The following is a 24,606-nucleotide window of genomic DNA, read 5'->3' on the forward strand; positions in this document are numbered from 1 at the left end:
CTGCTTATCGGGGGCGACCGGAAACGGCGATGCGCCCGCGAGCAATAGCCTCTGCGCTCACGGCCCGTTGTTCAAGGGCGTCCGACAAGCAATGGCAGCACGTCTGCACCGCCCGCCATGAGGGGATTCGACGGCTCGAAATGTTCTCGCAATTCTCGCTTCCGGACGAGTGAGCGCGCATCGAGAAACGCATCCTTCAGGCTGACGGCTTTCCGGAGCGCGACATTGAAAAAAGCGTCCCCAAAATAGGTCCACTTGGCCTTGTCCTGGCAGCCGAACGACGGATGCTTGTCATCGGCCGCGGTGATGACCAGCACATCGGGAGTCGCCAGGCGCGGAATAAAAACCCCCGAATAACAAGCCGAGATGACCACCACCTTGTGTCGCACACCTGTCTTCGCGAGCATGTCGCGGAGACGAGATGGTGTAAGCGTTTCTGTCAGCCGCCCCGCCTTGATTGCAAGGCCATCAGGAGAGCCATGCGAGGTGAGAATCAAAAAGAGAACATCTTTCTCGGGATCCAAGCGGTTGGCTGCCGTCTGCAACGACTTGGTCAGAGCTTCGATCGTTGCGCTTCCGCCTTTCTTGGAATTGTACTCCACGTTGATCGGTCCAGTCTCGAAACGGTCGGCCACGACCTGAGCCGCGCCGGTCGCCTCGGATCTAAACACGCTTTGATCCCCATACAGGCCAAAGGACACTACGCCAACCTTCGCAGCGCCCTCAATAGCACGTACCGGAGGAACCAACGGCCAGATGGTCAGAAAAAAAGCGAAGAGCAGCGCGCCGAGCCGCCTGATCGAGCACCTGGAGGTCATCGCGAACCTCGTTTCGAGATCGCCGCTTCCGCAAGCGCCATCCGTCTCGATGATATGCGCGCAATGAGGTAAACTACTGCCGGATGACGTTGCGGCGCAATAATGAAAGCAACCGGCAATGGCATGGCACCCCAACATTCGGTACGGCACCGAAAGATATCCCGAAAAGGTCGCTCGCCGGCTGCGCGGATTCAACATCGCAGTGTGGCTTGCGTCGTTAATTCCAGCGAGCATGGCATTCGTCCGCTTCGTCGATGGGAAGTGGAAGGTCGGTGTCGCGGATATTCTCGTGGCAACAACGTACGCTTCAATGCCCCAACTTCATCGATATGGACCGATTACAGCACCGCTCGCGTTTGTGGCCGTCTCATATGCGGTTATTCTCTGGGTCACTTCACTGGTTGGCACGAGCGGAGCAACGCAAATTGGCTATTTCACTGCAACCGCGCTGAGTATCTTAATCATCGGGACCGAGCGTTATTTTATTAGCATCATACTCGGGATCGTCTCAGTCGCTTTGATCTTGCTTGTAGAAATAAGCTTGCCGCGCGATACCGGCTTCGTTTCGCCTTCGATGCTCTTTCTCACAAATTTCAGCGCGAGCATCGTTCTCAATTCAGCCCTCCTCTACGGCATTATCTTTTATGCCGTGTGGCAAATGGAACGAGCCGAAGAGGCTGCGGAACGGGAGCGTAAGCGCTCCGATGCCTTGCTGGCTAACATTCTTCCAGCCAAGGTCGCAGATCGATTGAAGGAACGGCCGGGCACGATCATCGCCGACTCTTATGCCGAAGCGTCCATCCTATTTGCCGACATGGCAAGCTTCACGCTCCGTACAGCCGACACAACGCCGGAAGACCTTGTGAGCTTCTTGAACCGCGTATTTTCCCAACTCGATGGTCTGGTCGAACAGCACGAGCTGGAAAAGATCAAGACCTCCGGCGACGCCTACATGGTTGTTGGCGGAGTGCCCGCACGGAGACCTGATCACCTTCACGCGCTCGCCGGGTTAGCACTCGATATGCGCGAGGCTTTGGCAGGTCTCGTTGATGGAAAGGGTCGTGCGGTGCCGGTGCGGATTGGTGTTGCCACAGGTCCTGTTGTAGCGGGCGTGGTTGGTACGCGAAAGTTCTTCTACGACGTTTGGGGCGATGCCGTGAACGTGGCCTCGCGTATGGAGTCAACGGGTATTCCCGGCCAGATTCAAGTTACCGACAAAGCATACGAGGGCCTAAAGGACGACTTCAGCTTCGAGAGGCGCGGCCCAATCGATATCAAGGGAAAAGGCGAAATGCAGACGTGGTTCTTGATTGGCCGCAAAGCATCGGCTGGCGCCTTCGCTCCGGTGGTCACGGCTTGACGCTTGTTGCTGCGACACGAGTGACGCAAAAGCAGAGATCGTGGCACCCCCGCTTCTGGCGGATCAGCGAAGTGGCGGCACCCCTCATCGAGGTCCATCAACGATGCAATCCCCGACACGACGCATCGTCGCGGTTGATGGCCTGGTCGGAGCCCGGCAGATAGGCCGAGATCGATCGCATCGAAATGCCATCGTACTGGGCGCGGGCCGAGTCGATCACGCCCTTGGTGGGCATGTAGAGGTCGGCGGTGACCATCGTGATGGCCTCGGGCGCGTAGGCCAGCGACTGATGCGATAGTCGGCTGGGATGACGACCGCCCCTGCTTCCTTGAGCCGCCTGATGCGGCCGGCTTCGACTCCCGAGCCTCGTCGTTTCGCTGAGTGGAGCCGAAGCATCCATGGTTAGCCCTGCGGTTAGTGGCGCATAGGCGACTGGATTTGCTCAGACTGAGTTCGTCCCATTTTGACCCATTGCAGACTTAGACAGCGCCCGCGCGTATGCGCAGCATCAGAAGTTTCTCACTTCACACCAAATTAGTAAGGTGAGTTATTCCTTGGGTGGTCCGACGCCAGCCGCTGATCTACGTTCACTTTTGAACTAAAACGACTTGCGGTAGTTTACCGATATCACCGGCCAAGGCTCTGCCCGTAGGCGCCGGTGGCTGAGAGACCGATTGCGCTCCCGCCTGCATAACAAGGGGAGCGGCTTATGTCCGAGTTTTCCAAAACGTTAGAACTGCTCGCCCGCCATTCTCGCATAGCAGCACGGGAAGCCGAATTGATCGCCCGGGCGAGAGAGGCCCTCGAAAACTCCGAAGCACTGCTTCAACAGAGCGCCCCCTCGACGTTTGTTGGGAAAACAACAAAGCCTCCCCACAAATGAGAAGACGCTCCTGCTCCGAAGCAAAAGCGAGCCAACGAGCTTCGAGCGATGGTGCGCCAGAACATTCTTGAGCAGCGCAAATTTCTTAGAAAGCTGCGGGCGCGGGCCAGGGGCAATGCTTGTCCTGGCGAGCGCCGAAATCTATCCAGAGATGCCTTATTCCTTGAACAGATACTTAATAAGAGCGGCAGCCGCGAGGATCAGCACGATCACCAGCAAAAGGCCGATCAAGCCCATGCCCCACATACCGGCGCCGCCCATCATGTCTTGCATCATGGCGCGTCACTCTCGCTCATAGAGAGCGTGATCCCGAAGCGCAGTCCTCTCATTTACCGTGCGGAACGACAGTCTTTGGGCCACCGCGATAAGCGTGGGATTTTTCGGTTCTGACGCCCTGCGCGTAGATGTCGCTTCGCGGCGCGTAAACATCAATTCCTTGCGCATAGATATCGCCACCGCTTTGCCGCGTCATTGGGGCAGACGATTTGGGGCCGCCTTGGTACTGCTGAGCCATGCTGGACACAGTCAAGAATGGCGTGACGAGTGCGACGGCAAGGACGTATTTGATAGTCATGATTTTCCTCCGGCACTTACTCCAAAGTGTTGCTGGCAGGTTACACCCCTGCTGCACTCATCTTCATCAAAGAGCTGTGAGCGTGCCTATTTTTTAGCCTCAGCGAACCGTCTTACCTGCCTGCCCTTGTGAAAGCGGGGCGCTCTTCAAAAGAAAACTAATTCAGATCACGCCTTTAGGTGACCTTCTAAACGGCATCGGCTGGTGGCACGCGACTTGCGACGCATGGCGCGGGATTGATCCGCTACTGCCGAGGAAAAGGACATGCGAGCGCACCTGATTGCTGCTGTTGTTTTGATGGCGCTAAGCGTTACATCGGCTTCCGCGACCGTAATTATCAGCGCCGACATCGGCGGTAAGATGCGGGACTATGCGACGCACTTCCGACATGTGCGCGACTCCGGTGAGTCCGTCGTCATTACGGGCAAATGCGTTTCGGCCTGCACCATGGTGCTCGGATTAGTCCCGAGCGACCGAGTCTGCGCCACCCCTGATGCGGTGCTTGGTTTTCATGCGGCATGGATGTTCGATGACTCCGGCAAACGCGTCGTCAGCGCATCCGGGACGCAAGAACTAATGACGACCTATCCGGCTCCGGTGCGCGCTTGGATCGCACGGCGCGGCGGGTTGACGACAAAAATGATGTACCTTCGAGGTCGCGATCTCGCCGCCATTGTTGCGCCTTGCGATAGCTCACGCGTGGCATCTGCTTCACGCTCGAAGCGCTTCGGCGGCACTCAAATTGATGATACAAATTCGCCTCGCGCCAGTTTTGGCGCGCGCTGAATAATCGCACCGGCTTGCTTATCGGTTCTTGCTGCCTAAAGGGACTTGAGCAATAACCGGGTGTCCGCAGGCATCGGTTCATGTCTGCCTATGGCCCTCAGCCGAACAACGCTGAAACCAGTGTATTGTCGGCTATCGGCGGCAGACCGGACCCGGGTCCCGTGCTCACTTCGACCGCTGCTTGTGACCCTGGCTGTGTGAAAAGCCACGAGTCAGCTACGATTTCTCCGTTTCCTGATGGGGGATACGGATGGGACGCTTCGTTGAAGGCCCTGACAGATCCCAGCTAACGCTCTTGCCGGAATGTTTGGAGGATTGGGTAAGCGAGGACAACGCGGTCCATGTGATCGATGTGTTTGTCGAGGCGCTCGACCTGCATGGACTGGGGTTTGAGCGTGTGATCGCCAAGGAGACGGGCCGGCCTTCCTATCATCCGGCAGTCCTTCTGAAGCTTTACATTTACGGTTATCTCAATCGGGTGCAGTCCAGCCGCCGACTGGAACGTGAGGCGTGCCGCAATGTCGAAGTTATGTGGCTGATCGGCCGCCTGGCTCCCGATCATAAGACGATCGCCGATTTCCGGAAGGACAATGGAGCGGCGCTTCGGAAGGTTTGTGCGAAGTTCATTGCACTATGCCGGCAAATGGGCCTGTTGCAGACCCCAAGCGTCGCAATCGACGGCAGCAAGTTCAAGGCGGTTAACAACCGCGACCGTAACTTCACGCACGCCAAGATGGCGAGGCGGATGGCGCAGATCGAGGAAAGTGTCGGTCGATATCTGCGTCAACTCGATAGCGCCGATCGGCAGGAGCCATCGGAAGCGATCAGCATCAAGACGACGAGGATCAAGGAAAAGATCGCTCGGCTGAAGCAGGAGATGAGCCGCCTGGAAGTGCTTGATGCGCGGATGCGCAACACGGCGGATCAACAGATATCACTCACCGATCCGGATGCCCGTTCGATGGCCACCAGCGGACGCGGATCGGGCGTGGTCGGCTACAATGTCTAGGTCGCGGTGGACACCGAACACCATCTGATTGTTACGCACGAGGTCATAAACGTCGGCAACGATCGTGGGCAGCTTGCCCGGATGTCGAAGCAAGCCAAAGAAGTGCTCGAAGTAGACAAACTCGAGGCGGTCGCTGACCGTGGCTACTTCGACGGAGAGGAGATATTAGCCTGCGAAGAGGCTGGCGTTGCAGTCACCTTGCCCAAGCCTATGACGTCGAACGCCAAGGCGGAGGGCCGGTTCGGCAAACAGGACTTTGCGTACCTGCCTGATGAGGACGTCTACCGCTGCCCATCGGGCCAGCTGCTGCCCTATCACTACACCAACATCGAGCATGGGATGACGCTGCGCCGTTACTGGTCGACAGCGGCGTGCCAGGGCTGCGCGATCAAGAGCCAATGTACGCCGTCCAAGGAGCGCCGCATCACGCGGTGGGAGCATGAGCATGTGGTCGAGGAGGTTCAGAGACGGCTCGATTCCAATCCCGACGCCATGCGGACGCGGCGCGAGACGGTCGAGCATCCCTTCGGCACGATCAAGGCCCGTATGGGTGCGACCCACTTCCTGATGAAGCGCCTGCGCAATGTCGCTGCTGAGATGGCGCTGCATGTTCTCGCCTATAACCTCACACGGGTGATGAACGTCCTCGGCAAACCGAGCCTGATTGCAGCCATCCGCGCCGCCTGACGGCGGGAAGTGCGTCCAAAATTGCATCCCCGGTCGCGATACCTAATTTGGCGGGTTATTGGACGCTCCGACACGCAAACACCGGCCGCGCGCAATACTTGGCGACCACGCCGCGTCCGACCCATGCGTTTCCACACAACCAAGACCCATCTGCGAAGTTGCGCCTCCTCTGCCGCAGTCCGCTAATCAGGTTATAGCAGACCAGATTTGCTCAATCTGAGTTCTTCGCGTTTTGACCCATTCCAGACTCCGCAGCTGTTTCCAACATGGCTGGAGCGGGGGCCCGGCGAGCCTTCATCCGGCACGCGGGGCGCGAAAGGACTAGGCTCGTCCTTTGCCCGTGCTTCCTTTCACTCCGGAAGCCCTGCTTTACGCAAACCCTCGGCGATGCGCTGGAATTCGGCAAGGAAAACGACGTTATCGGACCACTCAGATCCATCCTGCAACCAACGGGCGAGGGTGTAGTTCGGCTTGAGCCGACGAAGTTCAGCGATGGCGGCGTGGGCTTCTTGCTCATGTCCCGTCAGTGCGTTAGCGGCAGCAAGATCTGCGTAGGCGATCCAAAAGGGATTCACCGCGATCGAGCGACTGCACCAGTCTTTCGCCTCATCATATTGGGCGAGATGACTGTGCGCATGGCAGACGTAGAAGTACCACGTGCTTAGGAGCGGATCCCGGGGGCTTAGCTGGATGGCCATATCGAGGGGGGCAAATGCCTCCGCAGAGCGGCCGACGCGTATCTTGGCAGCGCCGAGCGCGCCATGAGCCGGAGCGAGACTGGGATTTATCCCGATTGCTGCCATGTACTCGCCGACCGCAGCGTCGAGGTTCCTCCCCTTCGCCCGTTGGATCTCGCCCTTTACATAGTGTGCCATCGCGTCACTGGGAAACTGGGACAGAACCTGGTCTACCGCACTCTCGGCGCGCCGCAGCTTATCTGCAGGCGCATCGATCCAACGATAGTTGACTGCCATCGCCAGAGTATCCGCCAGTCCTACAAGGGCCTTAGGGTAGGCGGGATCGATCTGGAGTGCGCGCTCGAAGAGGGCATTGGACTGGAGCAACTGTTCGCGCGAATATGGCCGATTGAGCACGGCCCAGCCGCGCATGGTAAGATCGACCGCATCAGGATTGTTGGGCCGCGCAACCTCGGCGTCGCGGCTTTCTTGGTTGGTCAGTTCGAGATCAAGTCGCCGCGCCAGTCCACCCGTGATGACGTCCTGAAGCTGCAGCGATTTAGACCACTGACCATCGACGCTCTCCGACCAGATCTGTGCACCGGTCCGCGTATCGATCAGCCGGGCATTGATCCGGACAGTTGACTGCGTTCTGCGCAAGCTACCGTCGAGGACATAGCGGACGCCGAGTTCGCGGCCAGCGCGCTTTGGTTCAACGTTCTTGTACGCGCGGGCTGTACTCGGCGCAATCACGAAGCTGTCCTCAATGCGAGAGAGAGCGGCGCTTAGATCGTCAGCAACACCTTCCGCAAAGTATTCTTGTTCGGCTTCGTTGCTCAAATTGGTGAACGGCAGCACGACAATCGATAGGCGATGGTTCAACCGCTGCGGTTCGCCCCAACGGATGTACCAATAACCTAGAGCGCCAACCATGAGCAGGAGAAGCGCTATTGGTAGGGTCATCCAAGCTTTCCGCAGCCCACGCGCAGACCGCAGACCAAACAGGAAGCCGCCAGCTATGTTCAGGAAGGAAACGGCGGGCGGTGTATCGGAGAGGTGCAGAGCATAGGCGCGGACTGGGACGGCGATGTTCTTGAGGTTCTGCTCGCCCAGATCGGCGAACCCAACCCCGACCTTGCCTCGGACTTGATCGTAGGCGGCGGAAGATATGCAGATGCCGCCGGGCTTCGCGATGCCCTCAAGCCGCGCCGCAATATTCACGCCGTCGCCAAAGATGTCATTCGGCTCAACAATTACATCCCCGATGTTAATTCCCACACGAAATGCAATGCGCTTGGCTTCTGGATCATCGCCTGTAACTTTCCTCACCCCGGTCTGGAATTGTATCGCGGCTCGAACCGCTTCGACTGCGCTCGGAAATTCAGCCAGAAAGCCGTCGCCGGTATTTTTGACGATACGACCATCGTGTTCGGCAATGGCCGGCGCAACCGCGTCCGCTAAAAGCGCCGTCAAATTGGCATGTGTAGCCTCTTCGTCATTGTGCATGAGCCGCGAATAGCCGGCCACATCCGCGGCCAATATCGCCGATAATCTGCGCTCGACCCGGACTGCTCGCTCCTGCACCATGGTCCGCACTCCAGCCTCTCATTTGTACGACGGATCGCACGGCAGAGCCAATCGTGCGACGTCCATCCAAATGCTGCTGACGGTTACTATCGCCTAGCATAAACGTCAGCCGCGCTGACTGAGTTTGCTCGGACTATGATGAGACATTAGGGAGAATCTCCCTGCGTCGCTGACTGGCCCCAAGGCGAAGTGGTCCAATCGGCCGTTGAGGTCCGCTGTTAGTTGCAGATCGGACCTGCCGCTCTGCTCACAGCTCGCGCTCCATCGCCGGATGCTGCCGGTTCTTCACCTTGATCCAGTGCTTGGTCCTGCCGCCCTGATACGGCCGGTCCCGCCGCTTCGATACCAGCCCTTCAAGTCCTAGCTTGCAAGCAGCGCGAAACAGGTCAGGCCCAAGCTCGCCACGCTCGAAGGGATTGACGAAGACGCCTTCAGGGCGCCGCGCCAACAGGCGCTCCAAGTTCGCCTTGCGCATCGACAAGGGGAGCATGCGGAGGTCGTCACCACCTTCGGCAAGAATATCGAAGGCGCAGAACTGCACCTCGTGATCGTGCCTGCGCGAGTGAAGCGCGTTAAAATCTGAGATGCCATCGACGCCCAGCACGACGGCTTCGCCGTCGCGCACGAATTGCTTCTGACGGACCTTACGAGCGGCTTCCACGATCCATGGATAACGGCTGGCCCAATTGTAGCCGCCGCGCGTGATCAGACGCACGCGGTCGCCATCTCGCTCCAAGCGGAGGCGATAACCATCATACTTTACTTCATGCAGCCAATCGGCGCCGTCCGGGACCGTAGTGCCCTTGGTCGGCAGGCAAAACTCAAATGTACGCATTCGGGAAAAATAGGCATTCGCGGCCTGAATGCGGGATGGAGCAAGTCGAAAGCTGCGGCCTGCTCTACGGCCTTGGCGGCAGATCAGCAGCGATTTCGCTCCCCGTGCGCTCACCGATAGCTTGCTCCACCGCCGATGCGAGCACAGCAAGATGCTCGGCCAATCTGGCGAGCAACTCGCGCTTTTTTGAGTCGGTTGCCAAATCTCGACTAAGGGCGCACTCAGCGGCGTCTCGCCGAAGCTTCTCCAGCTGGGCCTGCATGTCTTTCATTTGCGGCCTCGATGTTCCCTTGTGGGAACATTACAAATACTCGTTCCAGCTCACAAGTGAACACAGTGAAATCACAGAAGTGGAGTAGCATCCCAATTGCATGGCGCATTTCTTGTCGCGCCAGCCGTCGGACCGCCTGCCCCTATTGTCCCCTCCAGCCCTCGTAGGAGGGCAGGCTGGTCCGAGGGGCCCTTTGACGCCGTTAAGCGCGCCGCTTATTCCCCGCACAGGCGCCGAGATGATCCGCTGGCAAGGAAGGCACTTGTAGACCTTTACAGCCAGCCGATCTGCGATTGCGCGCAAGGCGCCGACCGGCACCATTTCGCGGGTGCACCTGTCGCAAGCAGGAGGTGCAATGGCGTTGTTGAGCCCTTTCATAGTGATCAAGCGCATATCCGAAGCCGGGCCGGCGAACACTCGGGAAAAATACGGGTGGCGGAGCTGTTGTCACTTTAGCCAAAACAGACGCGGGCGCCGCTGAACTCAAGGCCCGGTATTGAGCCAAAGCGCGCCCACATGCGCTTTTCCGATTAACTAAAGTTATCGCAGGGCCATTTGCTCTGCGCGATAATTTTGTCAAACGGAGACACCAAATGAGCAAGAGGCGTCGGCGTTTCAAGCAGACCACTTCTCTGCAAGATCGGTTGAGCGATTTCGCTTGTGAACTCCGCGAGGAAGCTCGTGCGTATCCTCCCGGTCCAGAAAGAGAAGAACTCCTCAAGAGAGCGCGCGGGGCCGATACCGCTGCTCTTTGGGACGAGTGGCTTCGTTCGCCGGGGCAGACCCCGCCGATCTTGTAGTATTCTTAGGCTAGCGGCAGAAGTCTTGCTTTGCGCCAAATGAGAAAGACGAGTTATTCTTCGGACGGTCCCGATCAAGCGGCCAATCTACGTTCACCTTTGAACCAAAGCGGCTTGTGGTAGTTTACGGATATCACCGGCCAAGGCTCTGCCCTGTAGGCGTCGGTGGCTGAGAGACCGAGAGCGCTCCCGCCTGGACATTGAGGGAGCGGCTATGTCCGAGTTCTCCAAAACATTAGAATTGCTCACTCGCCATCTTCGTATGGCAGCGCCGGAAGCCGAATTGCTCGCGCGGGCTAGAGAAGCGCTCGCAAAATCCGAAGCACTACTGCAACAGAGCGTTCCCTCGACGTTTATTGGGAAGCAAAAAAGCCTGCCCGCCAAGGAATAGGGCTGGTCACCACTCCAACCTCGACGCGCACGTCTTAGCCCTCAGCCGAACAACGCTGAAACCATTGTATTGTCGACTATCGGCGGCAGACCGGACCCGGGGCCGTGCTCACTTCGACCGCTGCTTGTGACCAACTCGGACATTCCGCTTAAACCCCGCCAAAGCGGGGCCTCGACGCAAGCAAACCCGGTATCTTGTCGGATTACCCTGCCCTCCGGTCAGCTATTTGAAGCACATTGCTGCCGGATAGGAATGCAGCCCAATCCTTCATCAAACCCCGCCGCTTCTCCAGCTTTTGGCCCCGCTGATAGGCGGCGGTAGTCTCGCTCTTGTACTTGTGGGCTAGAGCGGCCTCGCGAACGCCGTCAGGATAATCAGTGCATTCCTCGGCCCAGGTTGCAAACGTCGAGCGGAAGCCATGCACCGTCACGTGTCCGTAGCCTAGGCGATCAAGCACTGCGAGCATTGCGTTTTCGGAGAATGCTCCGCCATCAGAACTAGTGAAGATCAGTTCGCCTTGGCGTCCATCGCGCAGCTCGTCAAGCACCGCCAATGCGGGTTCGGACAAGGGAACGTAATGGTCCTGGTCCATCTTCATTCGCTCGCCCGGGATTTTCCAGGTCGAGTTTGGCCGATCGATCTCAGACCAACGCCCCTCGACTGCCTCGTTGGTGCGGCAAGCCGTGAAGATTAGGAAGCGCAACATGGCAGCAGCTCGGCCCGGAGCGCCAGCAAGAAGCGTCAAAAATGCCGGTGCCTCGGCATAGGGCAAAGCGGGATGATGCCGGACGACTCGCTTGGAGCGCTTTGGTAGTTTCTCGCGCATTTGCCGTGTAAGTTCGGCTGGATTGCGGAACTCCGGATCATCGATATCGACGTTCTTTGCGATGATCGTTTCGATCCGGCCGCGGACGCGGTTCGCAGTCTCCCGCTTCTCCACCCAGATTGGCTCCAGCAGATCGTAGATGTGGCTTGGTTTAATCTCCGGGATCGTCAGCTTGCCAATGGTGGCGTAGGCATAGCGCTTGAGTGAGGACGGCCACTGGTCGCGATGCTTCTCACTCCAGGTCGACCAGTTCGCCCGAATGTAGGCTTCCGCGCATTCTTCGAAAGTCGGCAACAGCACCTTGGCCACGACGGCTTTCGTCTCTTCGCGTGCTTTTCGCCGTTCCTGGACGATGTCGACACCGGCCGTGCTGCGATCACCTTTGACGCGCAGCCGAGCCGCATCCCGGGCAAGCCGCGCGTCCTTTAGCGATACCTCCTTCAACGAACCGAGACCGTGCCACCGCTCTTTGCCGTCTTTCCAATATCTATACGACCAGCTTTTCGACGTTGGTCCCGTGACGATCAAGTAGAGGCCGCCGCCGTCTGCATATTTGCCGGGCTGTATGAGGCGCTCTACGTCCAGTGGTTTGAGCCGTCCAGCCATTGTTCCTCCCAGAGAAACGTCCTCCGAACCCACGGTCTTAAGCTACGGTCAGTGACCCGATTAGGAAGAACACCGAGGAACTGCGAAGTACAGTCTTTCGGTACAAGTCACTGATTTTGCTGTGGAGTTCGAACGACCACGAACAGTGGCGAACAATATACTGGCGGAAGGGGTGGGATTCGAACCCACGGTACCCTTGCGGGCACGCCGGTTTTCAAGACCGGTGCCTTAAACCACTCGGCCACCCTTCCTGAGCCTGGAATGGCTGTCGCTTAACCCAGTCGCCCGCGCAAGGCAACGCGAAGTTGGCCCGCCCTCGCCTCAAGCTTGTTTGTCAGGCAAGCGTCAGCCTGTTCGCTTAGGCTGTGCCCTTCGCAAATCCCGGACACTGGCGACATCTCCCAGGGGCGTCGCTGGTTGCGAGGCCCGGCTGGATTGGTCTCCATACCCGGGCCTCGTTTGCGCTTCCCCAAAAGCAAACGGCGCTCCGTGGGGAACGCCGCTCGAAGCCGGTTCTCTTGCCTGGCGTCAGTAGCCGCAGGACGCGCAGTTCATCTGCACGGGGGCGTAATAGGAATAGCCGGGCGAGACCATCTCGACGCGCTGACGGGTGGCGTATTGCGGCGGGATGCGCTCGTACTGGACGCTCGGCGGCGCCACCATCACTGTCTGCGGCACCATCACGGTGCGGTACTGCGCCGGCGTGCGATGCGCGACGACGGAGCCAGGCGAGACCATCACGGTCTCATCGATGGTGCGGTATTGCGGCGGCACGTATTGCTGCTGATAGCAGGTCGTGCACGGCGGCGGCGTGTAGCAATTGTAGCAGCCGGCGGAGGCTGTGCCCGTCATGGAAATCGCGGCGACGGCCGTGGAGAAGACAACAGCGAGAGTACGAGACATTGCGGTGGCGCCCCAGTTGCCCGAAATGGATTTGCGAAGGTCGCGGAAGTATACGCCGCAAAACCTTGCTTTGCCGAACTTCGTCGGGGCATCCTTAATGCGAACGGCCGATCGCGGCGGAGCGGTAAGAACTCATTGACCACGCGCATTAACGCGCGGGATGTTTGCGCCGGGATACGCATAACAGCGAGTGCAATATCGGACATCGACGCGGTACTGGTTCGAGCACAATTTGCAGCGTTCATCCGCCTTCGACAGTCGAGCTTCAACGCCTCGCTGCTCTTTCCAGGAACTCCAGCAGCGAGGGATCAGTCTCCTCGAACTCGACGAAGCGGCGGCGCAGCTCATCGGCAATTTCGGCGGTAGCATCCCGCGACCATCCCTCCGCGGTATTGAAGGCCACGATACGTGTGGGATGGAGATACTGCCCTTCGGCGAGATGTCTGAGCAGGGTCGCGCGATTGGCGTCCTCCTCGGCCGTCTCGCACCAGGCCCTGCCCAGCCGGCGGCCGAAGTCGTCGAGCACGAGATAGACGTCCCGGTCTGTCGTGATTTGCGGCACGAGCGATGGAGAATGACTCATGGCTAACTCCGCTACTTGAAATCCGGACTTGTGCGGACGGATCTCGATACGGCGACCGCCTCGGCCGAATTCGGAAAAGAGGGATTTCGACGATTTTCTTAGGATGGCACGATTAAATAAAAAATAAAAACAAAATTAAAAATTAAATAGCGAAATGTGGATAAATGCACTAGGTTGATGGTGCCTGGCGGGCGAGCCCGCGCGTCGGGTGCCCACTTCGCAAACGGCTCCCGCTCCCCACCCCAACCAGCCCACGCCCCCCGGGGAGGCGGGAGCCGTTCTTTCCGAATCTCCGTTTCGGCTTCGCGTTTCCTGCAACGGCGCATCCGCGCGCTCGCGCGGAGCCGCGCGTCGTTCCGAAGATCGTCGATCCAGCCTTGTGGTGCCGATCAGGCGCCTACTTCGCGCGCCGCTTCACCTCGCGCACCGCGCCGCGCGCGGCGCTGGTGGTGAGCGCGGCGTAGGCCTGCAGCGCGGTGGAGACGTTGCGCTTGCGATTGGCCGGCTGCCAGGAGGCATCGCCCTTCGCCTCCTCCGCAGCGCGGCGCTTGGCGAGCTCCTCGTCTGAGACTTCGAGGCTGATGCTGCGGTTCGGGATGTCGATGGCAATGCGGTCGCCGTCGCGCACGAGACCGATGTTGCCGCCTTCGGCGGCTTCCGGCGACAGATGGCCGATCGACAGGCCCGACGAGCCGCCGGAGAAGCGGCCGTCGGTGACGAGCGCGCAGGCCTTGCCGAGGCCCATCGATTTCAAATAGCTGGTCGGATACAGCATCTCCTGCATGCCGGGGCCGCCGCGCGGGCCTTCATAGCGCACCACGACGACCTCGCCGGCGACGACCTTGCCGCCCAGAATGCCTTCGACCGCCGCGTCCTGGCTTTCGAACACGCGCGCGGGGCCGGAGAATTTCAGGATCGAGGCATCGACACCGGCGGTCTTAACGATACAGCCGTCCTGCGCGAGATTGCCGTAGAGCACGGCGAGGCCGCCGTCCTTGCTGAAGGCGTGCTCAAGATCGCGCACGACGCCCTTCTCGCGGTCGGCATCGAGCTCGTCATAGCGGCGCTCCTGGCTGAAGGCGACTTGCGTCGGGATGCCGCCGGGCGAGGCGCGATAGAAGGTGCGCACCGTCTCGCTCTTGGTGCGCTTGATGTCCCAGCGCTCCAGCGCCTCGTTCATGGTCGGCGCGTGCACGGTCGAGACCGAGGTGTCGATCAGGCCGGCGCGATCGAGCTCGCCGAGGATGCCCATGATGCCGCCGGCGCGATGCACGTCCTCGACATGCACGTCGGCAACCGACGGCGCGACCTTGCAGAGCACGGGCACGCGGCGCGAGAGCCGGTCGATGTCGCGCATGGTGAACTCGACCTGCCCTTCATGGGCGGCGGCGAGCAGATGCAGCACGGTGTTGGTCGAGCCGCCCATGGCGATGTCGAGCGTCATCGCGTTCTCGAACGCCTTGAAGTTTGCGATGTTGCGCGGGAGCACGCTCGCGTCGTCCTGCTCGTAATAGCGGCGGACCAGATCGACGATCGTGTGGCCGGCCTCGACGAACAGGCGCTTGCGGTCGGCGTGGGTTGCGACCACCGAGCCGTTGCCGGGCAGCGCGAGGCCCAGCGCCTCGGTCAGGCAGTTCATGGAATTGGCGGTGAACATGCCCGAGCAGGAGCCGCAGGTCGGGCACGCCGAGCGCTCGATCACCTTGACGTCGTCGTCGCTGACCTTGCTATCGGCCGCGGCGACCATGGCGTCGATGAGGTCGACCGCCTTGGTCTTGCCGGCCAGCTTGACCTTGCCGGCCTCCATCGGCCCGCCCGAGACGAACACGGCGGGGATGTTGAGCCTGAGCGCTGCCATCAGCATGCCGGGCGTGATCTTGTCGCAGTTGGAGATGCAGACGAGGCCGTCGGCGCAATGTGCGTTGGCCATGTACTCGACGCTGTCGGCGATCAGCTCGCGCGACGGCAGGCTGTAGAGCATGCCGTCATGGCCCATGGCGATGCCGTCGTCGACGGCGATGGTGTTGAACTCCTTGGCGACACCGCCGGCCTGCTCGATCTCGCGTGCCACGAGCTGGCCGAGGTCCTTCAGATGGACGTGGCCGGGCACGAACTGGGTGAAGGAGTTGACCACCGCGATGATCGGCTTGCCGAAATCGGCATCCTTCATGCCGGTCGCGCGCCAGAGGCCGCGGGCGCCCGCCATGTTGCGGCCGTGCGTGGTGGTGCGGGAGCGATAGGCTGGCATGGCGGTTTCCGTCCTCGGGTTTGGGGGCCGGGCGGGAAAATATGGAGCCGCCCCAGGCCTTTCGGGCCGGATAGCGCACCGACCCGGCGGGCGCAACGGGAACTTGGGGCGGACAGGGCTCCCCTGCTCCCGGCGCGGAGGCTCGCACGTGCCCCGGACGCAGCGCAGCGTTAGCCCGGCGATGCGAAGCATCGTCCGGCGCGACGGTGCGCTGCAGAGCCGGGGCCCATGTGGCAGCGAGGGCTGTGGCCTCCTGGGTCCCGGCTCGCGCTACGCGCGTCCGGGACACGAGACCTGCCCCCTATTGCAGCGTCGGATCGAGCCGGTCGCGCAGCCAGTCGCCGATCACGGAGACGGCCAGCGTGGTGACGACGATGGTGGTGGCCGGCGCCAGCATGATCCACGGGGCCCGGGTCAGATATTCGCGGCCATAGCCGACCATATTGCCGAGGCTGGTCATCGGCGGCTGCACGCCGAGGCCGAGGAAGGACAGGCCGGATTCCATCAGGATCACCTCGGGGAAGACCAGCGTGGTCGAGACGATCAGGGTCGAGGCGATGTTGGGCAGGATGTGCCGGAGGTAAATCCGCGACGGCGTCGCCCCTAACTGGCGGACCGCGGCGGCGTAGCCTTGCGCGTTGGCGGAGATGGCTAGGCCCCGCGCGATGCGGGCATAGCGTTCCCAGCCGAACAGGCCCATCAGGCCGACCAAAAGCGGCAGCGAGTTGCCGAAGAAGGCGAGCACGGCCAGCGCCATGATCAGGAACGGCATGCTGGCCTGGAAGTCGGACAGCATCAGCACGAGCTGCTCCACGGCGCCGCGGAAGTGCGCGGCGAGGAAGCCGAGCGTGGTGCCGACCACGGCCGAGATCGCTGTGGCGCCGAACGCGATCAGCAGCGAGATGCGGATGGAAACGAGCAGCCGCGACAGCACGTCCCGGCCGAGCTCGTCGGTGCCGAGCCAGTGCGCGGCATTGCCGGGCGCAGCCAGCCGGTTGCGCAGGTCGAGCTGGGTGAAGCCGTAAGGCGCGATCTTCTCCGCAAAGGCCGCGATCAGCAGCATCGCGACGATCCAGGTGACCGCCAGCGCGACCGAGACCGGAATCGCCGGCAGGCTGATGCGGCGTGAAAACGCTTTGGCTTCCTTCAGCGTGGCGTCGGTCATGCGTGCGCTCCCTTGCTGCGCAGGCGCGGGTCGAGGAAGCCGTAGAGGAAATCGACGACTAGGTTCGACGTCACCATGGTCATCGCAACCAGCAGCAGGATGCATTGCACGACCGCAAGGTCGCGATTGGCAACCGCAACGACAAGAAGACGCCCTACTCCCGGCCAGGCGAACACGCTCTCGACCACGACGGCACCGGCGATCAGCGTGCCCACCATGAAGCCGAGAATGGTCACGGTCGGGATCGCCGCGTTCGGCAGCGCATGCGACGTCACCACCTTGCGCCAGGGCACGCCTTTTGCGGATGCGGTGCGGATGTAAGGTTGGCCGAGCACCTCCAGCATGGCGCTGCGGGTGAAGCGCGCCAGCACCGCCGCGCCGCCGAGGCTGAGCGTTGCGATCGGCAGGATGGCATGGCGCCAGCTGTCCTGCCCGCCCGAAGGCAGCCAGCCGAGCTGCACGGCGAAGACGAGCACCAGGATAAGTGCAAGCACGAAGCTCGGGACCGTAAAGCCGGCGACCGCCGTCATCATCACGGCGCGGTCGATTGCCGAGCCGCGGTGCAGTGCGGCGTAGATCCCGGCTGGAATGCCGAGCGCGACCTTGAAGAAGAAGGCCGGCAGGGTCAGCGCCAGCGTCGCCGGAATGCGTTCCAGCACCAGCTCGATCGCGGGCCGGCCGTCGCGCATGGAGCGGCCGAGCTCGCCCTTGGCGATGGCGCCGAAATAGTCGAAATATTGAGCCCAAATGGGATCATCGAGGCCCCACGCCTTGCGGAATGCCGCCAGCACCTCCGGCGGCGCCTCGGGCCCCAGGATCATCAGCGCGGGATCGCCTGACAGCCGCAACACGACGAAGGCGAAGGTGACGACGAGCACGATCGTGAGCGCGGCGCGTCCGATCCGAATGGCGAAATAACGTCCCATCACGCGGCGTCCCGTGTCGCAGCGCCGGTGACGAGATGGCAGGCGACCTGCCTGTCGCCGCCGACGGCGGACAGCACCGGCACCTCGCTCGCACAGCGCGCAATGGCGCGCGGGCAGCGCGGATGGAAGGCGCAGCCCGTGGGGCGCGCGGCCGGGTTCGGCGGATCGCCTGACAGCACGATGCGGCCGGCGCTGCGGCGGCCCGGCGCGGGCGAGGCCGAGACCAGCGCCTGGGTGTAGGGATGCTCGGGCCGCGCGAACAGATCGTCGGCGCTGCCGATCTCGACGATGCGGCCGAGATACATCACGGCGACGACGTTGCTGATCTGCCGGACGACGCGCAGATCGTGGCTGATGAACAGCAGCGTCAGCGACAGCTGCGCCTGGAGATCGCAAAGCAGGTTCACCACCTGCGCCTGGATCGAGACGTCGAGCGCGCTGACCGGCTCGTCGCAGACCAGGAAATCCGGCTTCGTGGCGAGCGCCCGCGCCAGCACGATGCGCTGCCGCTGGCCGCCGGAGAGCGCGCCGGGATAGCGCGCGCCATGCGCCGGCGTGAGCTCGACGGCGCGCAGCAGCTCGCGGACGCGCTCCTCGCGCATCGCGGGCGTGCCGAGGCCGTGAATGTCGAGCGGCTCGCGGATCTGCGTCGCGACCGGCAGCCGGCGGTCGAGCGCACCCAGCGGATCCTGGAAGATCATCTGCATCCGCGCGCGCTGCGCACGCCACGCCGTCGTCCCAAGCGCGGCCATCGGCTTGCCGTCGAACCGCACCTCGCCGCTATCAGGCTGTTCGAGGCCGAGCACGATGCGGCCCGTGGTGGATTTACCCGACCCGGACTCGCCGACGAGACCCAGCGTCTGGCCTCTGGCAATCGTGAGCGACACGCCGTCGACGGCATGGACGGCCGCAGCTCGCCCGAACATTCCAGAGCGCATCGCATAGGTGCGCGAGATCGCGGAGACCTCGACGAGCGGCGGACTCATTCGGCGGCAATCCCGAGCAGCGCGCGGCGCGAGGCCTCGGCGCGGACGCAGGCGACGCTGCGATCATCGGCGATCGGCGCGAGGCTCGGCGCCGCAAGGACGCATGCTTCAGCAACCAGCGCGCACCGCGGCGCGAAGGCGCAGCCGCCGGGCATGTGCGCGGGATCCGGCACCGTGCCGGGGATGGCGGTGAGGCGCCGGCGCGGACCATCGAGCGGCGGCAGCGCGCCGATCAATCCTTGCGCATAGGGATGCACGGGATCGGCGAACAGCTGGTTGCTCGGGGCCTGCTCGACGATGCGGCCGGCATACATCACCGCAACACGGTCGCAATTCTCCGCGACGACGCCGAGATCGTGGCTGATCAGCACCATCGCCATGCCGAGCTCGCGGCGGACCGTGGAGAGCAGCTCCAGGATCTGGGCCTGGATGGTGGCATCGAGCGCGGTGGTCGGCTCGTCCGCGATCAAGAGATCGGGATTCCCGGCCAGCGCCATCGCGATCATGATGCGCTGGACCTGGCCGCCGGAGAATTCGTGCGGATAGGCCTCGAGGCGCCGGCCTGCGTCGGGGATGCCGACGAGATCGAGCAGCCGCCGCGCCTCCGCCTTCACGGCGTTGCCTTGGAGATCGCGGTGCAGCGCCAGCGCTTCGCAGAGCTGCTTGCGGATGGTCAGCACCGGGTTGAGCGCGCTCGCCGGATCCTGGAAGATCATGGCGATGCGCCCGCCCCTGACCTGATCGAGCTCGATGGCCGGCGCGCCCAGCAGTTCGCGCCCGTCGAGCCGCACCGAGCCCGAGACCTTCGCATGCCTCGGCAACAGGCCGAGTGCGGCGAGCCACGTCACCGACTTGCCGGAGCCGGACTCGCCGACGAGGCCGACGGCCTCGCCCTTCTGCAAGGCAATATCGACCCCGCGCAGGACCGGCACGCCGCCAAAGGCGACGTGCAAGCCCTCGATGCTGACCAGCGGCGGCACCTTCAGACCTCGAAATTGCCGGCGCGGAAATCCATCGCGAAGGCGGGGGCCGCCTTCCACTTGATCGATTTCGGCTTGGCCGTGAAGGTCGCGTTCTGGTGCAGCACCGTGTAGGCGGGATCTTCGCGCTCGGCGATCTCCAGCATGCGGCGGAACGCCTTCTTGCGCGCCGCGCGGTCGGTCGACGTCTCCAGGAATTCGGAGAGCGTATTCAGCTCGACATTGGTCCATTCGCCGATCTGCTGCTGCTGGCCGTTAGGGCCGTGCTGGGCGACCAGCGACGACACCGGATCGTTGAAGGCGGCCGAGTTCGACCAGTCGCGCACCGCGCGGGTCGGCCCGCGCTCCATGATCTGCGACCAGTTCTCCTTGGTCTCGATCTGCACGTTGAGGCCGACCGACTTCCACATCTCGACCAGGATCTGCGCGGTGGCGACCTGGTTGGTGTAATAATTGTTGAGCAGGCGGTACGGGATCGGGTCGCCCTTGTAATTGGCCTGCTTGAGCAGATCCTGCGCGAGCTTGGGATCATAGGCCGGCACGCTCCAGTCGGCGTTGAACATGTCGCCGTAGAACTCCCATTGCAGCCCCTTCGGCACGCGGGTGCGCCCGGCCCACAGGCTGTCGACGATCGCCTGGCGATCGATCGCATGGGTGAAGGCGCGCCTGACCAGCGGATTGGCGAGCACGGCATGGTTCTTGTCGAACACGGTGAGGCGGTGATTCTGAATCGTGCCGCCCTGCACCTCGAACGCGGCATTCTTCTCGATGCCGGCGATCTGGTCCGGCGGGATGTCGCAGGCGAACTGGTATTCGCCCGAGAGCAGGCCGTTGATGCGGCTCGCGACCTCAGGCACTTCGAGGAAACGGATGCGCTTGAGCGGTGGACGACCGCCCCAATATTCGTCGTGGGCTTCCAGAGTCAGCGAGACGTCGGGCTTGAGCTCGACGACCTTGTACGGACCGGTGGTAACGGGTTTGCGCGCCCAGTCGAGATAGCTGGTGGACTCTTCCCAGGCGCGGCGGTTCATGATGTCGGAGCCGTAGCGCGACAGCCGGCCCTCGATCGTGACGTCGGGCGTCGCGTTGTAGAAGCGCACCGTGTACTTGTCGACGGCATCGACGCGCACCAGGTCCGGCCAGATGCGGCGGGCGACCGCGGGAACGTCCGGCGGAAGCTCCTTGCCCGGGCGCGGCGTCGGGATCTTCTCGAACGCCTTGATGGTGGAGCGGTTCTTGGCCTCGGTCTCGCCGAACATGCGCTCGCGGCTGAAGGTGAAGACGACGTCTTCCGCCGTCAGCTCGTCGCCATTGTGGAACTTGACGCCCTGGCGCAGCTTCACCTCGACGGTCTGATCGTCGATGCGGCGCCATTCGGTGGCAAGGCCCGGCACGGCTTCGAGGCTGCCGCGCCAGTTCTTCGAGATCAGGCCTTCCCAGATCGAGGAGAAGAACACGCGCTCGCCCACATTCGACTGCTCGCGCAGCACGTCGAGCACGTTGGCATTGGTGACCTTCTGGACCGCGATGGTCACCGACGGACGGTTGTCGGCTTGCGCGATGGCAAAACGCGGCAGCAGCAAGGTGCTTGCGGCAGCGCCGCCGGATTTCAGGATGGTGCGTCGGGTGAGCTTGCTCATGATGGTGACCCTGCCCTTTATGATTGCGGTTATTCGGCGAGACCGAGGGCGGCGAGATGCGCCGCGCCCTTGCGGACGTCGTCGTGATTGCGGAGTTCGAGGATCAGCCTTGGGTTCGACGTCAGCCGGCCAAGCGCGCGGAACACGGCGACCCAGGGAATATTGCCCTCGCCCGGCGCCCAGTGCCGGTCGACGAAGCCATCGGTGTCCTGCAGGTGCACATGCGTCAGCATGTCGCCTGCGGTCTCGACGTAATAGTCGACCGGCGGCGCGCCGGTGGAGATGTGGGCGTAATTGGCGTGTCCGGTGTCGAGCGAGACGCGGACCTTGCTGCTTTCCAGCGCCTTGGCGAGGCGCACGCGATCGCGCGGATCCTTGTCCTCGATGTTCTCGATGACGATCTCGCAGCCGATCGTCTCGGCACGCGCGATCACCTCGGCCAGCGTCGCCTTGACGCGCTCGACGATATTGGCGCGGTTGTCAGGATAGAGGTCGAGATTGTTGTGGTCCCAGGTCGTGAACGGCGAATGGATCACCATCTGCGTCGCGCCGAGGAACTCGGCGGCCTCAAGGCCTTGGAGCAGGCGCTTGGTCACGGCCTGGCGGATCATCGGATCGTGGCTGTCGATCTTGAAACCCCAGAACGGACCATGGATGCCGAGCCGGCCGGTGTGACCGGAAAGCATCTGCTTGATCTCGCCGGCGGTTGCGCGCCAGTCGCTGTCGAGCAGATCGGCGCGGAAGAAGTCCTGGATTTCCAGATCGCGCTGCTTTTCGAGAAGCCAGTCGCGATGCGCAGGAATCGACTTGATGGACAATGCGGCGCCCAGCACCGGTTTCGACATGGCATGCTCCTTCGTCGTCAGCGATGACGGAGAGCAGCGCTAGACCAGTTCAATGACAGGCCCGTGAAATGCGTCTTACGCAGCGCGGACGAGATGTGGACATCCTGCCCGCGCGCGCTGCGAGTAACGCAGCAGCGATCGCTCGATAGCGATGCCGAACGGGCACATGGCAAGCGCTATCGTGTCCGTAGTGATCCGGAATGGAATCCTAGCCGACCTTCGCGTACATCGCGGGACATCGATCGGCGGCCACTTCCACGGGCATCACTCTCTGATCGCGCTACATGGGGTTGGGGGACCACATGGGGCGGGGGATTGAAGGCTGGGGCAAGGTGACGAGGTCCGGACTCCTAGGCACTCCGGACCTCGAAACTTTCGACATCGAACGTGATCACGCGCCGTCCGGCTGAATCAGCCGGGCGGCGCGTTGACGTTTTTGTGTCGTCTTGCGCACTCAGCGCGTCTGCGGCTCGATCGTCACCGTGCAGTCGCCCTGCCCTTGGGTCGCGACCACGATGTTGCCCGCGGGAGCGCTGAGCGCAATCGGCGCCGACGAGCCGCCGCCGGGCATCTGAACCGTCACGCTGAGGGAGTCGGTGCGCGCGGTCGAGCCAACGGTCGAAGGTTCCGCCTGGGCGACATTGCCCGAGGCGTCACGCCGCATGATCTGGCAGTTCACATTGCTTCCGCCGGCCGCCGCCATGCTCGACGACGCGCCGCCGCCCATCTGCGCGCGGGCGCGCGACGGATCGCGCGGCACCTGGCTGACGATGCGATGCGTGCGCGGCTCCACGATGACGACGTCGTCATCCGTGGCAAAGTATTCGTAGCCGCGGTATTGCGGCTCGATCGAGACGATCTCGGGCGGCAGCCGGTGGAGACGCACGCGCGAGGGAATGGTCTCGCCAACCCGGATCGAGATGTTCAGATTGCGCTCCGGCTGCGCGAGGCGCGCGCGGCTTACCGTTTCGGAGATCCGCACCTGCCTCTCGGTCGTCACCTGGGCCTGCTGATTGACCTGCGTGTTGGTCTGCGTGGTCTGGTTGGCCTGATTTGATTGCGTGCCCGTGGATCCGGGCGCGGTCTGTGCATTGCTGGTCGGAGGCGTGCGGTTGGTATCCGTCGCGGTGGCCGGCCTGTTGTTCTGTTGTGCCGGCGGCTGCTGCTCGGCGGCATTGCGCGGCGGCTGGGCCTGGTTGCGCTCGTTCTGGTTGGCCGTAGCTCCCGTGCGCTCGTTCTGCTGACCAGCCCGGCCAGTCGTCGGGCCCGTCTTGGATTTCTCGGATTCGGCGGTTGATTTCTGCGGCGCTGCCTTGTCCTGCTTGGTTTCCGCACTGCTCTTGCCGGCATCGCGCCCGGGCTTCGCACTCTCGGCCTCCCGATTGCGATCGCGCGAAGGCTCGCGCGACTCTTGTGCCTGATCCCTTGCCTTCGGTTGATCGCGCTCCGAAGCCGTCGCCGGCTGGCGCTTGTCGTCGTTCGCCTCGTGCTTGGCTGCGCCGCCCCTGTCTTCGCGACCGGCACCCTGGAGCCGCTCCTGGGCGCCCTGCGCGCGGTCTTGAGTGCGGTCTTGAGCCGCACCACCGCGCTGCGGCGCAGCGCCCTTGGCCGGTTCCTCGGTCCGCTTCGGCTCATCCCTGCGCTCGCCGGGCGCCTGGGCGTAGGCAAGACCGGACGCCAGCATGAGTCCGATGGCCGCAGTCGATAACATCAAATGTTGACGCATGGTCCCTCTCCTCGACAATTCGCAACAACAAACGCGAACGTTCTGTCCGTGCGAAGGTTCCTGAGCAGGAACGCAGTCGTGGAGCGAGCCGATCAAGTCGCCATCATCGCATCCTTCAGCGTCAGTCGCGCCGTGAACGTCACGCTGGTCTTGCCGACCAGCGCCATGCCTTCGACTTCCGCACCGCCGGGGAAATAGCTTCCGGAAAAGCCGCAGGTAACCTCCCTGCCACCGAATGCGAGCGTCCTGCCGACCGCCTCGGTATGCTGATTGACGATCATGTCGCCCCGCCACTTGCCGTTCCGGAAGGTGTAGCTGCCGGTGTAGTAGAAATAGCTGTCGCCGCCCATGATGCGCCCGTCGCAGAGCACGACCACGCCCCTGGCCTGCCCGCGCTTGCCGTCCCGCATCTCGATGTCGAAGATGTAGAGGCCGTTGACGACCCTGGCCTCCTCACCCGCTTCCGCCTCATCGCCAGCCGACATCCGATCATC

General features: G+C 62.4%; 21 protein-coding genes, 1 tRNA gene and 1 pseudogene. 4 read left to right on the forward strand and 19 right to left on the reverse strand.

Annotated elements, in window-relative coordinates; all coding sequences use genetic code 11:
• Positions 1-71: 71 nt before the first annotated feature.
• Positions 72-1,052 (reverse strand): C13 family peptidase, encoded by a 981-nt coding sequence (locus N2604_RS22990; protein WP_260370482.1) that lies wholly within the window; start codon positions 1,050-1,052, stop codon positions 72-74.
• On the opposite strand from N2604_RS22990, the gene N2604_RS22995 reads away from it, so the two are divergent.
• On the forward strand, positions 937-2,178 hold the full coding sequence (locus N2604_RS22995; protein WP_409241641.1) for an adenylate/guanylate cyclase domain-containing protein: 1,242 nt from the start codon (positions 937-939) through the stop codon (positions 2,176-2,178). The genes N2604_RS22990 and N2604_RS22995 overlap by 116 nt on opposite strands.
• A gap of 97 nt (positions 2,179-2,275) precedes the next feature.
• On the opposite strand, the gene N2604_RS23000 is transcribed toward N2604_RS22995, so the two are convergent.
• Both N2604_RS23000 and N2604_RS23005 read right to left on the reverse strand, forming a co-directional pair.
• The gene (locus N2604_RS23000) at positions 2,276-2,434 is read right to left on the reverse strand and encodes a hypothetical protein (protein WP_260370484.1); all 159 of its coding nucleotides are present in this window, start codon (positions 2,432-2,434) and stop codon (positions 2,276-2,278) included.
• A 952-nt stretch (positions 2,435-3,386) separates the two neighbouring features.
• Positions 3,387-3,635, reverse strand: a complete 249-nt coding sequence (locus N2604_RS23005) for a hypothetical protein (protein WP_260370485.1) — start codon at positions 3,633-3,635, stop codon at positions 3,387-3,389.
• Positions 3,636-3,899: 264 nt separating this feature from the next.
• Here N2604_RS23005 and N2604_RS23010 point away from each other — a divergent pair, with 264 nt between their 5' ends.
• Positions 3,900-4,421: a hypothetical protein gene (locus N2604_RS23010; protein ID WP_260370486.1), complete on the forward strand. Its 522-nt coding sequence runs from the start codon at positions 3,900-3,902 to the stop codon at positions 4,419-4,421.
• A gap of 250 nt (positions 4,422-4,671) precedes the next feature.
• Positions 4,672-6,117, forward strand: a pseudogene (locus N2604_RS23015) (IS1182 family transposase).
• A gap of 350 nt (positions 6,118-6,467) precedes the next feature.
• On the opposite strand, the gene N2604_RS23020 reads toward N2604_RS23015, so the two are convergent.
• From N2604_RS23020 to N2604_RS23030, 3 genes are all read right to left on the reverse strand, one after another.
• Complete coding sequence (locus N2604_RS23020; RefSeq protein ID WP_260370487.1) at positions 6,468-8,381, reverse strand: adenylate/guanylate cyclase domain-containing protein; 1,914 nt, start codon at positions 8,379-8,381, stop codon at positions 6,468-6,470.
• Positions 8,382-8,628: 247 nt separating this feature from the next.
• Entirely contained in the window at positions 8,629-9,330 is a 702-nt protein-coding gene (locus N2604_RS23025; protein WP_409241642.1) for an RNA ligase family protein, read from the reverse strand.
• The gene (locus N2604_RS23030; RefSeq protein ID WP_260370488.1) at positions 9,281-9,487 is read right to left on the reverse strand and encodes a hypothetical protein; all 207 of its coding nucleotides are present in this window, start codon (positions 9,485-9,487) and stop codon (positions 9,281-9,283) included. The genes N2604_RS23025 and N2604_RS23030 overlap by 50 nt, the downstream gene beginning before the upstream one ends.
• Before the next feature lie 1,014 nt (positions 9,488-10,501).
• On the opposite strand from N2604_RS23030, the gene N2604_RS23040 reads away from it, so the two are divergent.
• Positions 10,502-10,678: a hypothetical protein gene (locus tag N2604_RS23040; RefSeq protein ID WP_260370490.1), complete on the forward strand. Its 177-nt coding sequence runs from the start codon at positions 10,502-10,504 to the stop codon at positions 10,676-10,678.
• Between the two features lie 202 nt (positions 10,679-10,880).
• Here N2604_RS23040 and N2604_RS23045 read toward each other — a convergent pair whose 3' ends face one another.
• The 13 genes from N2604_RS23045 to N2604_RS23105 form a co-directional block, all read right to left on the reverse strand.
• The gene (locus tag N2604_RS23045) at positions 10,881-12,110 is read right to left on the reverse strand and encodes a phage integrase central domain-containing protein (protein WP_260370491.1); all 1,230 of its coding nucleotides are present in this window, start codon (positions 12,108-12,110) and stop codon (positions 10,881-10,883) included.
• 161 nt (positions 12,111-12,271) lie between these two features.
• Positions 12,272-12,361, reverse strand: a tRNA-Ser gene (locus tag N2604_RS23050).
• Positions 12,362-12,638: 277 nt separating this feature from the next.
• The gene (locus tag N2604_RS23055) at positions 12,639-12,962 is read right to left on the reverse strand and encodes a hypothetical protein (RefSeq protein WP_260370492.1); all 324 of its coding nucleotides are present in this window, start codon (positions 12,960-12,962) and stop codon (positions 12,639-12,641) included.
• A 316-nt stretch (positions 12,963-13,278) separates the two neighbouring features.
• The gene (locus tag N2604_RS23060) at positions 13,279-13,596 is read right to left on the reverse strand and encodes a hypothetical protein (RefSeq protein WP_260370493.1); all 318 of its coding nucleotides are present in this window, start codon (positions 13,594-13,596) and stop codon (positions 13,279-13,281) included.
• Between the two features lie 397 nt (positions 13,597-13,993).
• Positions 13,994-15,844: a dihydroxy-acid dehydratase gene (ilvD, locus tag N2604_RS23065; protein ID WP_260370494.1), complete on the reverse strand. Its 1,851-nt coding sequence runs from the start codon at positions 15,842-15,844 to the stop codon at positions 13,994-13,996.
• Positions 15,845-16,145: 301 nt separating this feature from the next.
• Complete coding sequence (locus N2604_RS23070) at positions 16,146-17,009, reverse strand: ABC transporter permease (RefSeq protein WP_260370495.1); 864 nt, start codon at positions 17,007-17,009, stop codon at positions 16,146-16,148.
• Positions 17,006-17,935: an ABC transporter permease gene (locus N2604_RS23075; protein ID WP_260370496.1), complete on the reverse strand. Its 930-nt coding sequence runs from the start codon at positions 17,933-17,935 to the stop codon at positions 17,006-17,008. The genes N2604_RS23070 and N2604_RS23075 overlap by 4 nt, the downstream gene beginning before the upstream one ends.
• Positions 17,935-18,921, reverse strand: a complete 987-nt coding sequence (locus N2604_RS23080) for an ABC transporter ATP-binding protein (protein WP_260370497.1) — start codon at positions 18,919-18,921, stop codon at positions 17,935-17,937. The genes N2604_RS23075 and N2604_RS23080 overlap by 1 nt, the downstream gene beginning before the upstream one ends.
• Positions 18,918-19,901: an ABC transporter ATP-binding protein gene (locus N2604_RS23085; protein ID WP_260370498.1), complete on the reverse strand. Its 984-nt coding sequence runs from the start codon at positions 19,899-19,901 to the stop codon at positions 18,918-18,920. The genes N2604_RS23080 and N2604_RS23085 overlap by 4 nt, the downstream gene beginning before the upstream one ends.
• Positions 19,902-19,903: 2 nt before the next feature.
• Entirely contained in the window at positions 19,904-21,541 is a 1,638-nt protein-coding gene (locus tag N2604_RS23090; RefSeq protein ID WP_260370499.1) for an ABC transporter substrate-binding protein, read from the reverse strand.
• Positions 21,542-21,570: 29 nt separating this feature from the next.
• Positions 21,571-22,386 carry a sugar phosphate isomerase/epimerase gene (locus N2604_RS23095; RefSeq protein ID WP_260370500.1) on the reverse strand — a complete coding sequence of 272 codons (816 nt, stop codon included), beginning with the start codon at positions 22,384-22,386 and terminating at the stop codon, positions 21,571-21,573.
• A 454-nt stretch (positions 22,387-22,840) separates the two neighbouring features.
• Entirely contained in the window at positions 22,841-24,112 is a 1,272-nt protein-coding gene (locus tag N2604_RS23100; protein ID WP_260370501.1) for a DUF1236 domain-containing protein, read from the reverse strand.
• Positions 24,113-24,204: 92 nt separating this feature from the next.
• Positions 24,205-24,597, reverse strand: a complete 393-nt coding sequence (locus N2604_RS23105; protein WP_260370502.1) for a GrlR family regulatory protein — start codon at positions 24,595-24,597, stop codon at positions 24,205-24,207.
• Between the last annotated feature and the right edge of the window lie 9 nt (positions 24,598-24,606).

Origin of the sequence: Bradyrhizobium sp. CB1015 (assembly GCF_025200925.1) — a bacterium.
Taxonomy (GTDB): domain Bacteria; phylum Pseudomonadota; class Alphaproteobacteria; order Rhizobiales; family Xanthobacteraceae; genus Bradyrhizobium.

Excerpts from the sequence above, each read along its gene's own strand:
- N2604_RS22995 (WP_409241641.1), top strand. The coding sequence starts at position 937 with ATGGCATGGCACCCCAACATTCGGTACGGCACCGAAAGATATCCCGAA.
- N2604_RS22990 (WP_260370482.1), bottom strand. The coding sequence starts at position 1,052 with ATGCTCGCTGGAATTAACGACGCAAGCCACACTGCGATGTTGAATCCG.
- N2604_RS23000 (WP_260370484.1), bottom strand. The coding sequence starts at position 2,434 with ATGGTCACCGCCGACCTCTACATGCCCACCAAGGGCGTGATCGACTCG.
- N2604_RS23005 (WP_260370485.1), bottom strand. The coding sequence starts at position 3,635 with ATGACTATCAAATACGTCCTTGCCGTCGCACTCGTCACGCCATTCTTG.
- N2604_RS23010 (WP_260370486.1), top strand. The coding sequence starts at position 3,900 with ATGCGAGCGCACCTGATTGCTGCTGTTGTTTTGATGGCGCTAAGCGTT.
- N2604_RS23020 (WP_260370487.1), bottom strand. The coding sequence starts at position 8,381 with ATGGTGCAGGAGCGAGCAGTCCGGGTCGAGCGCAGATTATCGGCGATA.
- N2604_RS23030 (WP_260370488.1), bottom strand. The coding sequence starts at position 9,487 with ATGAAAGACATGCAGGCCCAGCTGGAGAAGCTTCGGCGAGACGCCGCT.
- N2604_RS23040 (WP_260370490.1), top strand. The coding sequence starts at position 10,502 with ATGTCCGAGTTCTCCAAAACATTAGAATTGCTCACTCGCCATCTTCGT.
- N2604_RS23045 (WP_260370491.1), bottom strand. The coding sequence starts at position 12,110 with ATGGCTGGACGGCTCAAACCACTGGACGTAGAGCGCCTCATACAGCCC.
- N2604_RS23055 (WP_260370492.1), bottom strand. The coding sequence starts at position 12,962 with ATGACGGGCACAGCCTCCGCCGGCTGCTACAATTGCTACACGCCGCCG.
- N2604_RS23060 (WP_260370493.1), bottom strand. The coding sequence starts at position 13,596 with ATGAGTCATTCTCCATCGCTCGTGCCGCAAATCACGACAGACCGGGAC.
- ilvD (WP_260370494.1), bottom strand. The coding sequence starts at position 15,844 with ATGCCAGCCTATCGCTCCCGCACCACCACGCACGGCCGCAACATGGCG.
- N2604_RS23070 (WP_260370495.1), bottom strand. The coding sequence starts at position 17,009 with ATGACCGACGCCACGCTGAAGGAAGCCAAAGCGTTTTCACGCCGCATC.
- N2604_RS23075 (WP_260370496.1), bottom strand. The coding sequence starts at position 17,935 with ATGGGACGTTATTTCGCCATTCGGATCGGACGCGCCGCGCTCACGATC.
- N2604_RS23080 (WP_260370497.1), bottom strand. The coding sequence starts at position 18,921 with ATGAGTCCGCCGCTCGTCGAGGTCTCCGCGATCTCGCGCACCTATGCG.
- N2604_RS23090 (WP_260370499.1), bottom strand. The coding sequence starts at position 21,541 with ATGAGCAAGCTCACCCGACGCACCATCCTGAAATCCGGCGGCGCTGCC.
- N2604_RS23095 (WP_260370500.1), bottom strand. The coding sequence starts at position 22,386 with ATGTCGAAACCGGTGCTGGGCGCCGCATTGTCCATCAAGTCGATTCCT.
- N2604_RS23100 (WP_260370501.1), bottom strand. The coding sequence starts at position 24,112 with ATGCGTCAACATTTGATGTTATCGACTGCGGCCATCGGACTCATGCTG.
- N2604_RS23105 (WP_260370502.1), bottom strand. The coding sequence starts at position 24,597 with ATGTCGGCTGGCGATGAGGCGGAAGCGGGTGAGGAGGCCAGGGTCGTC.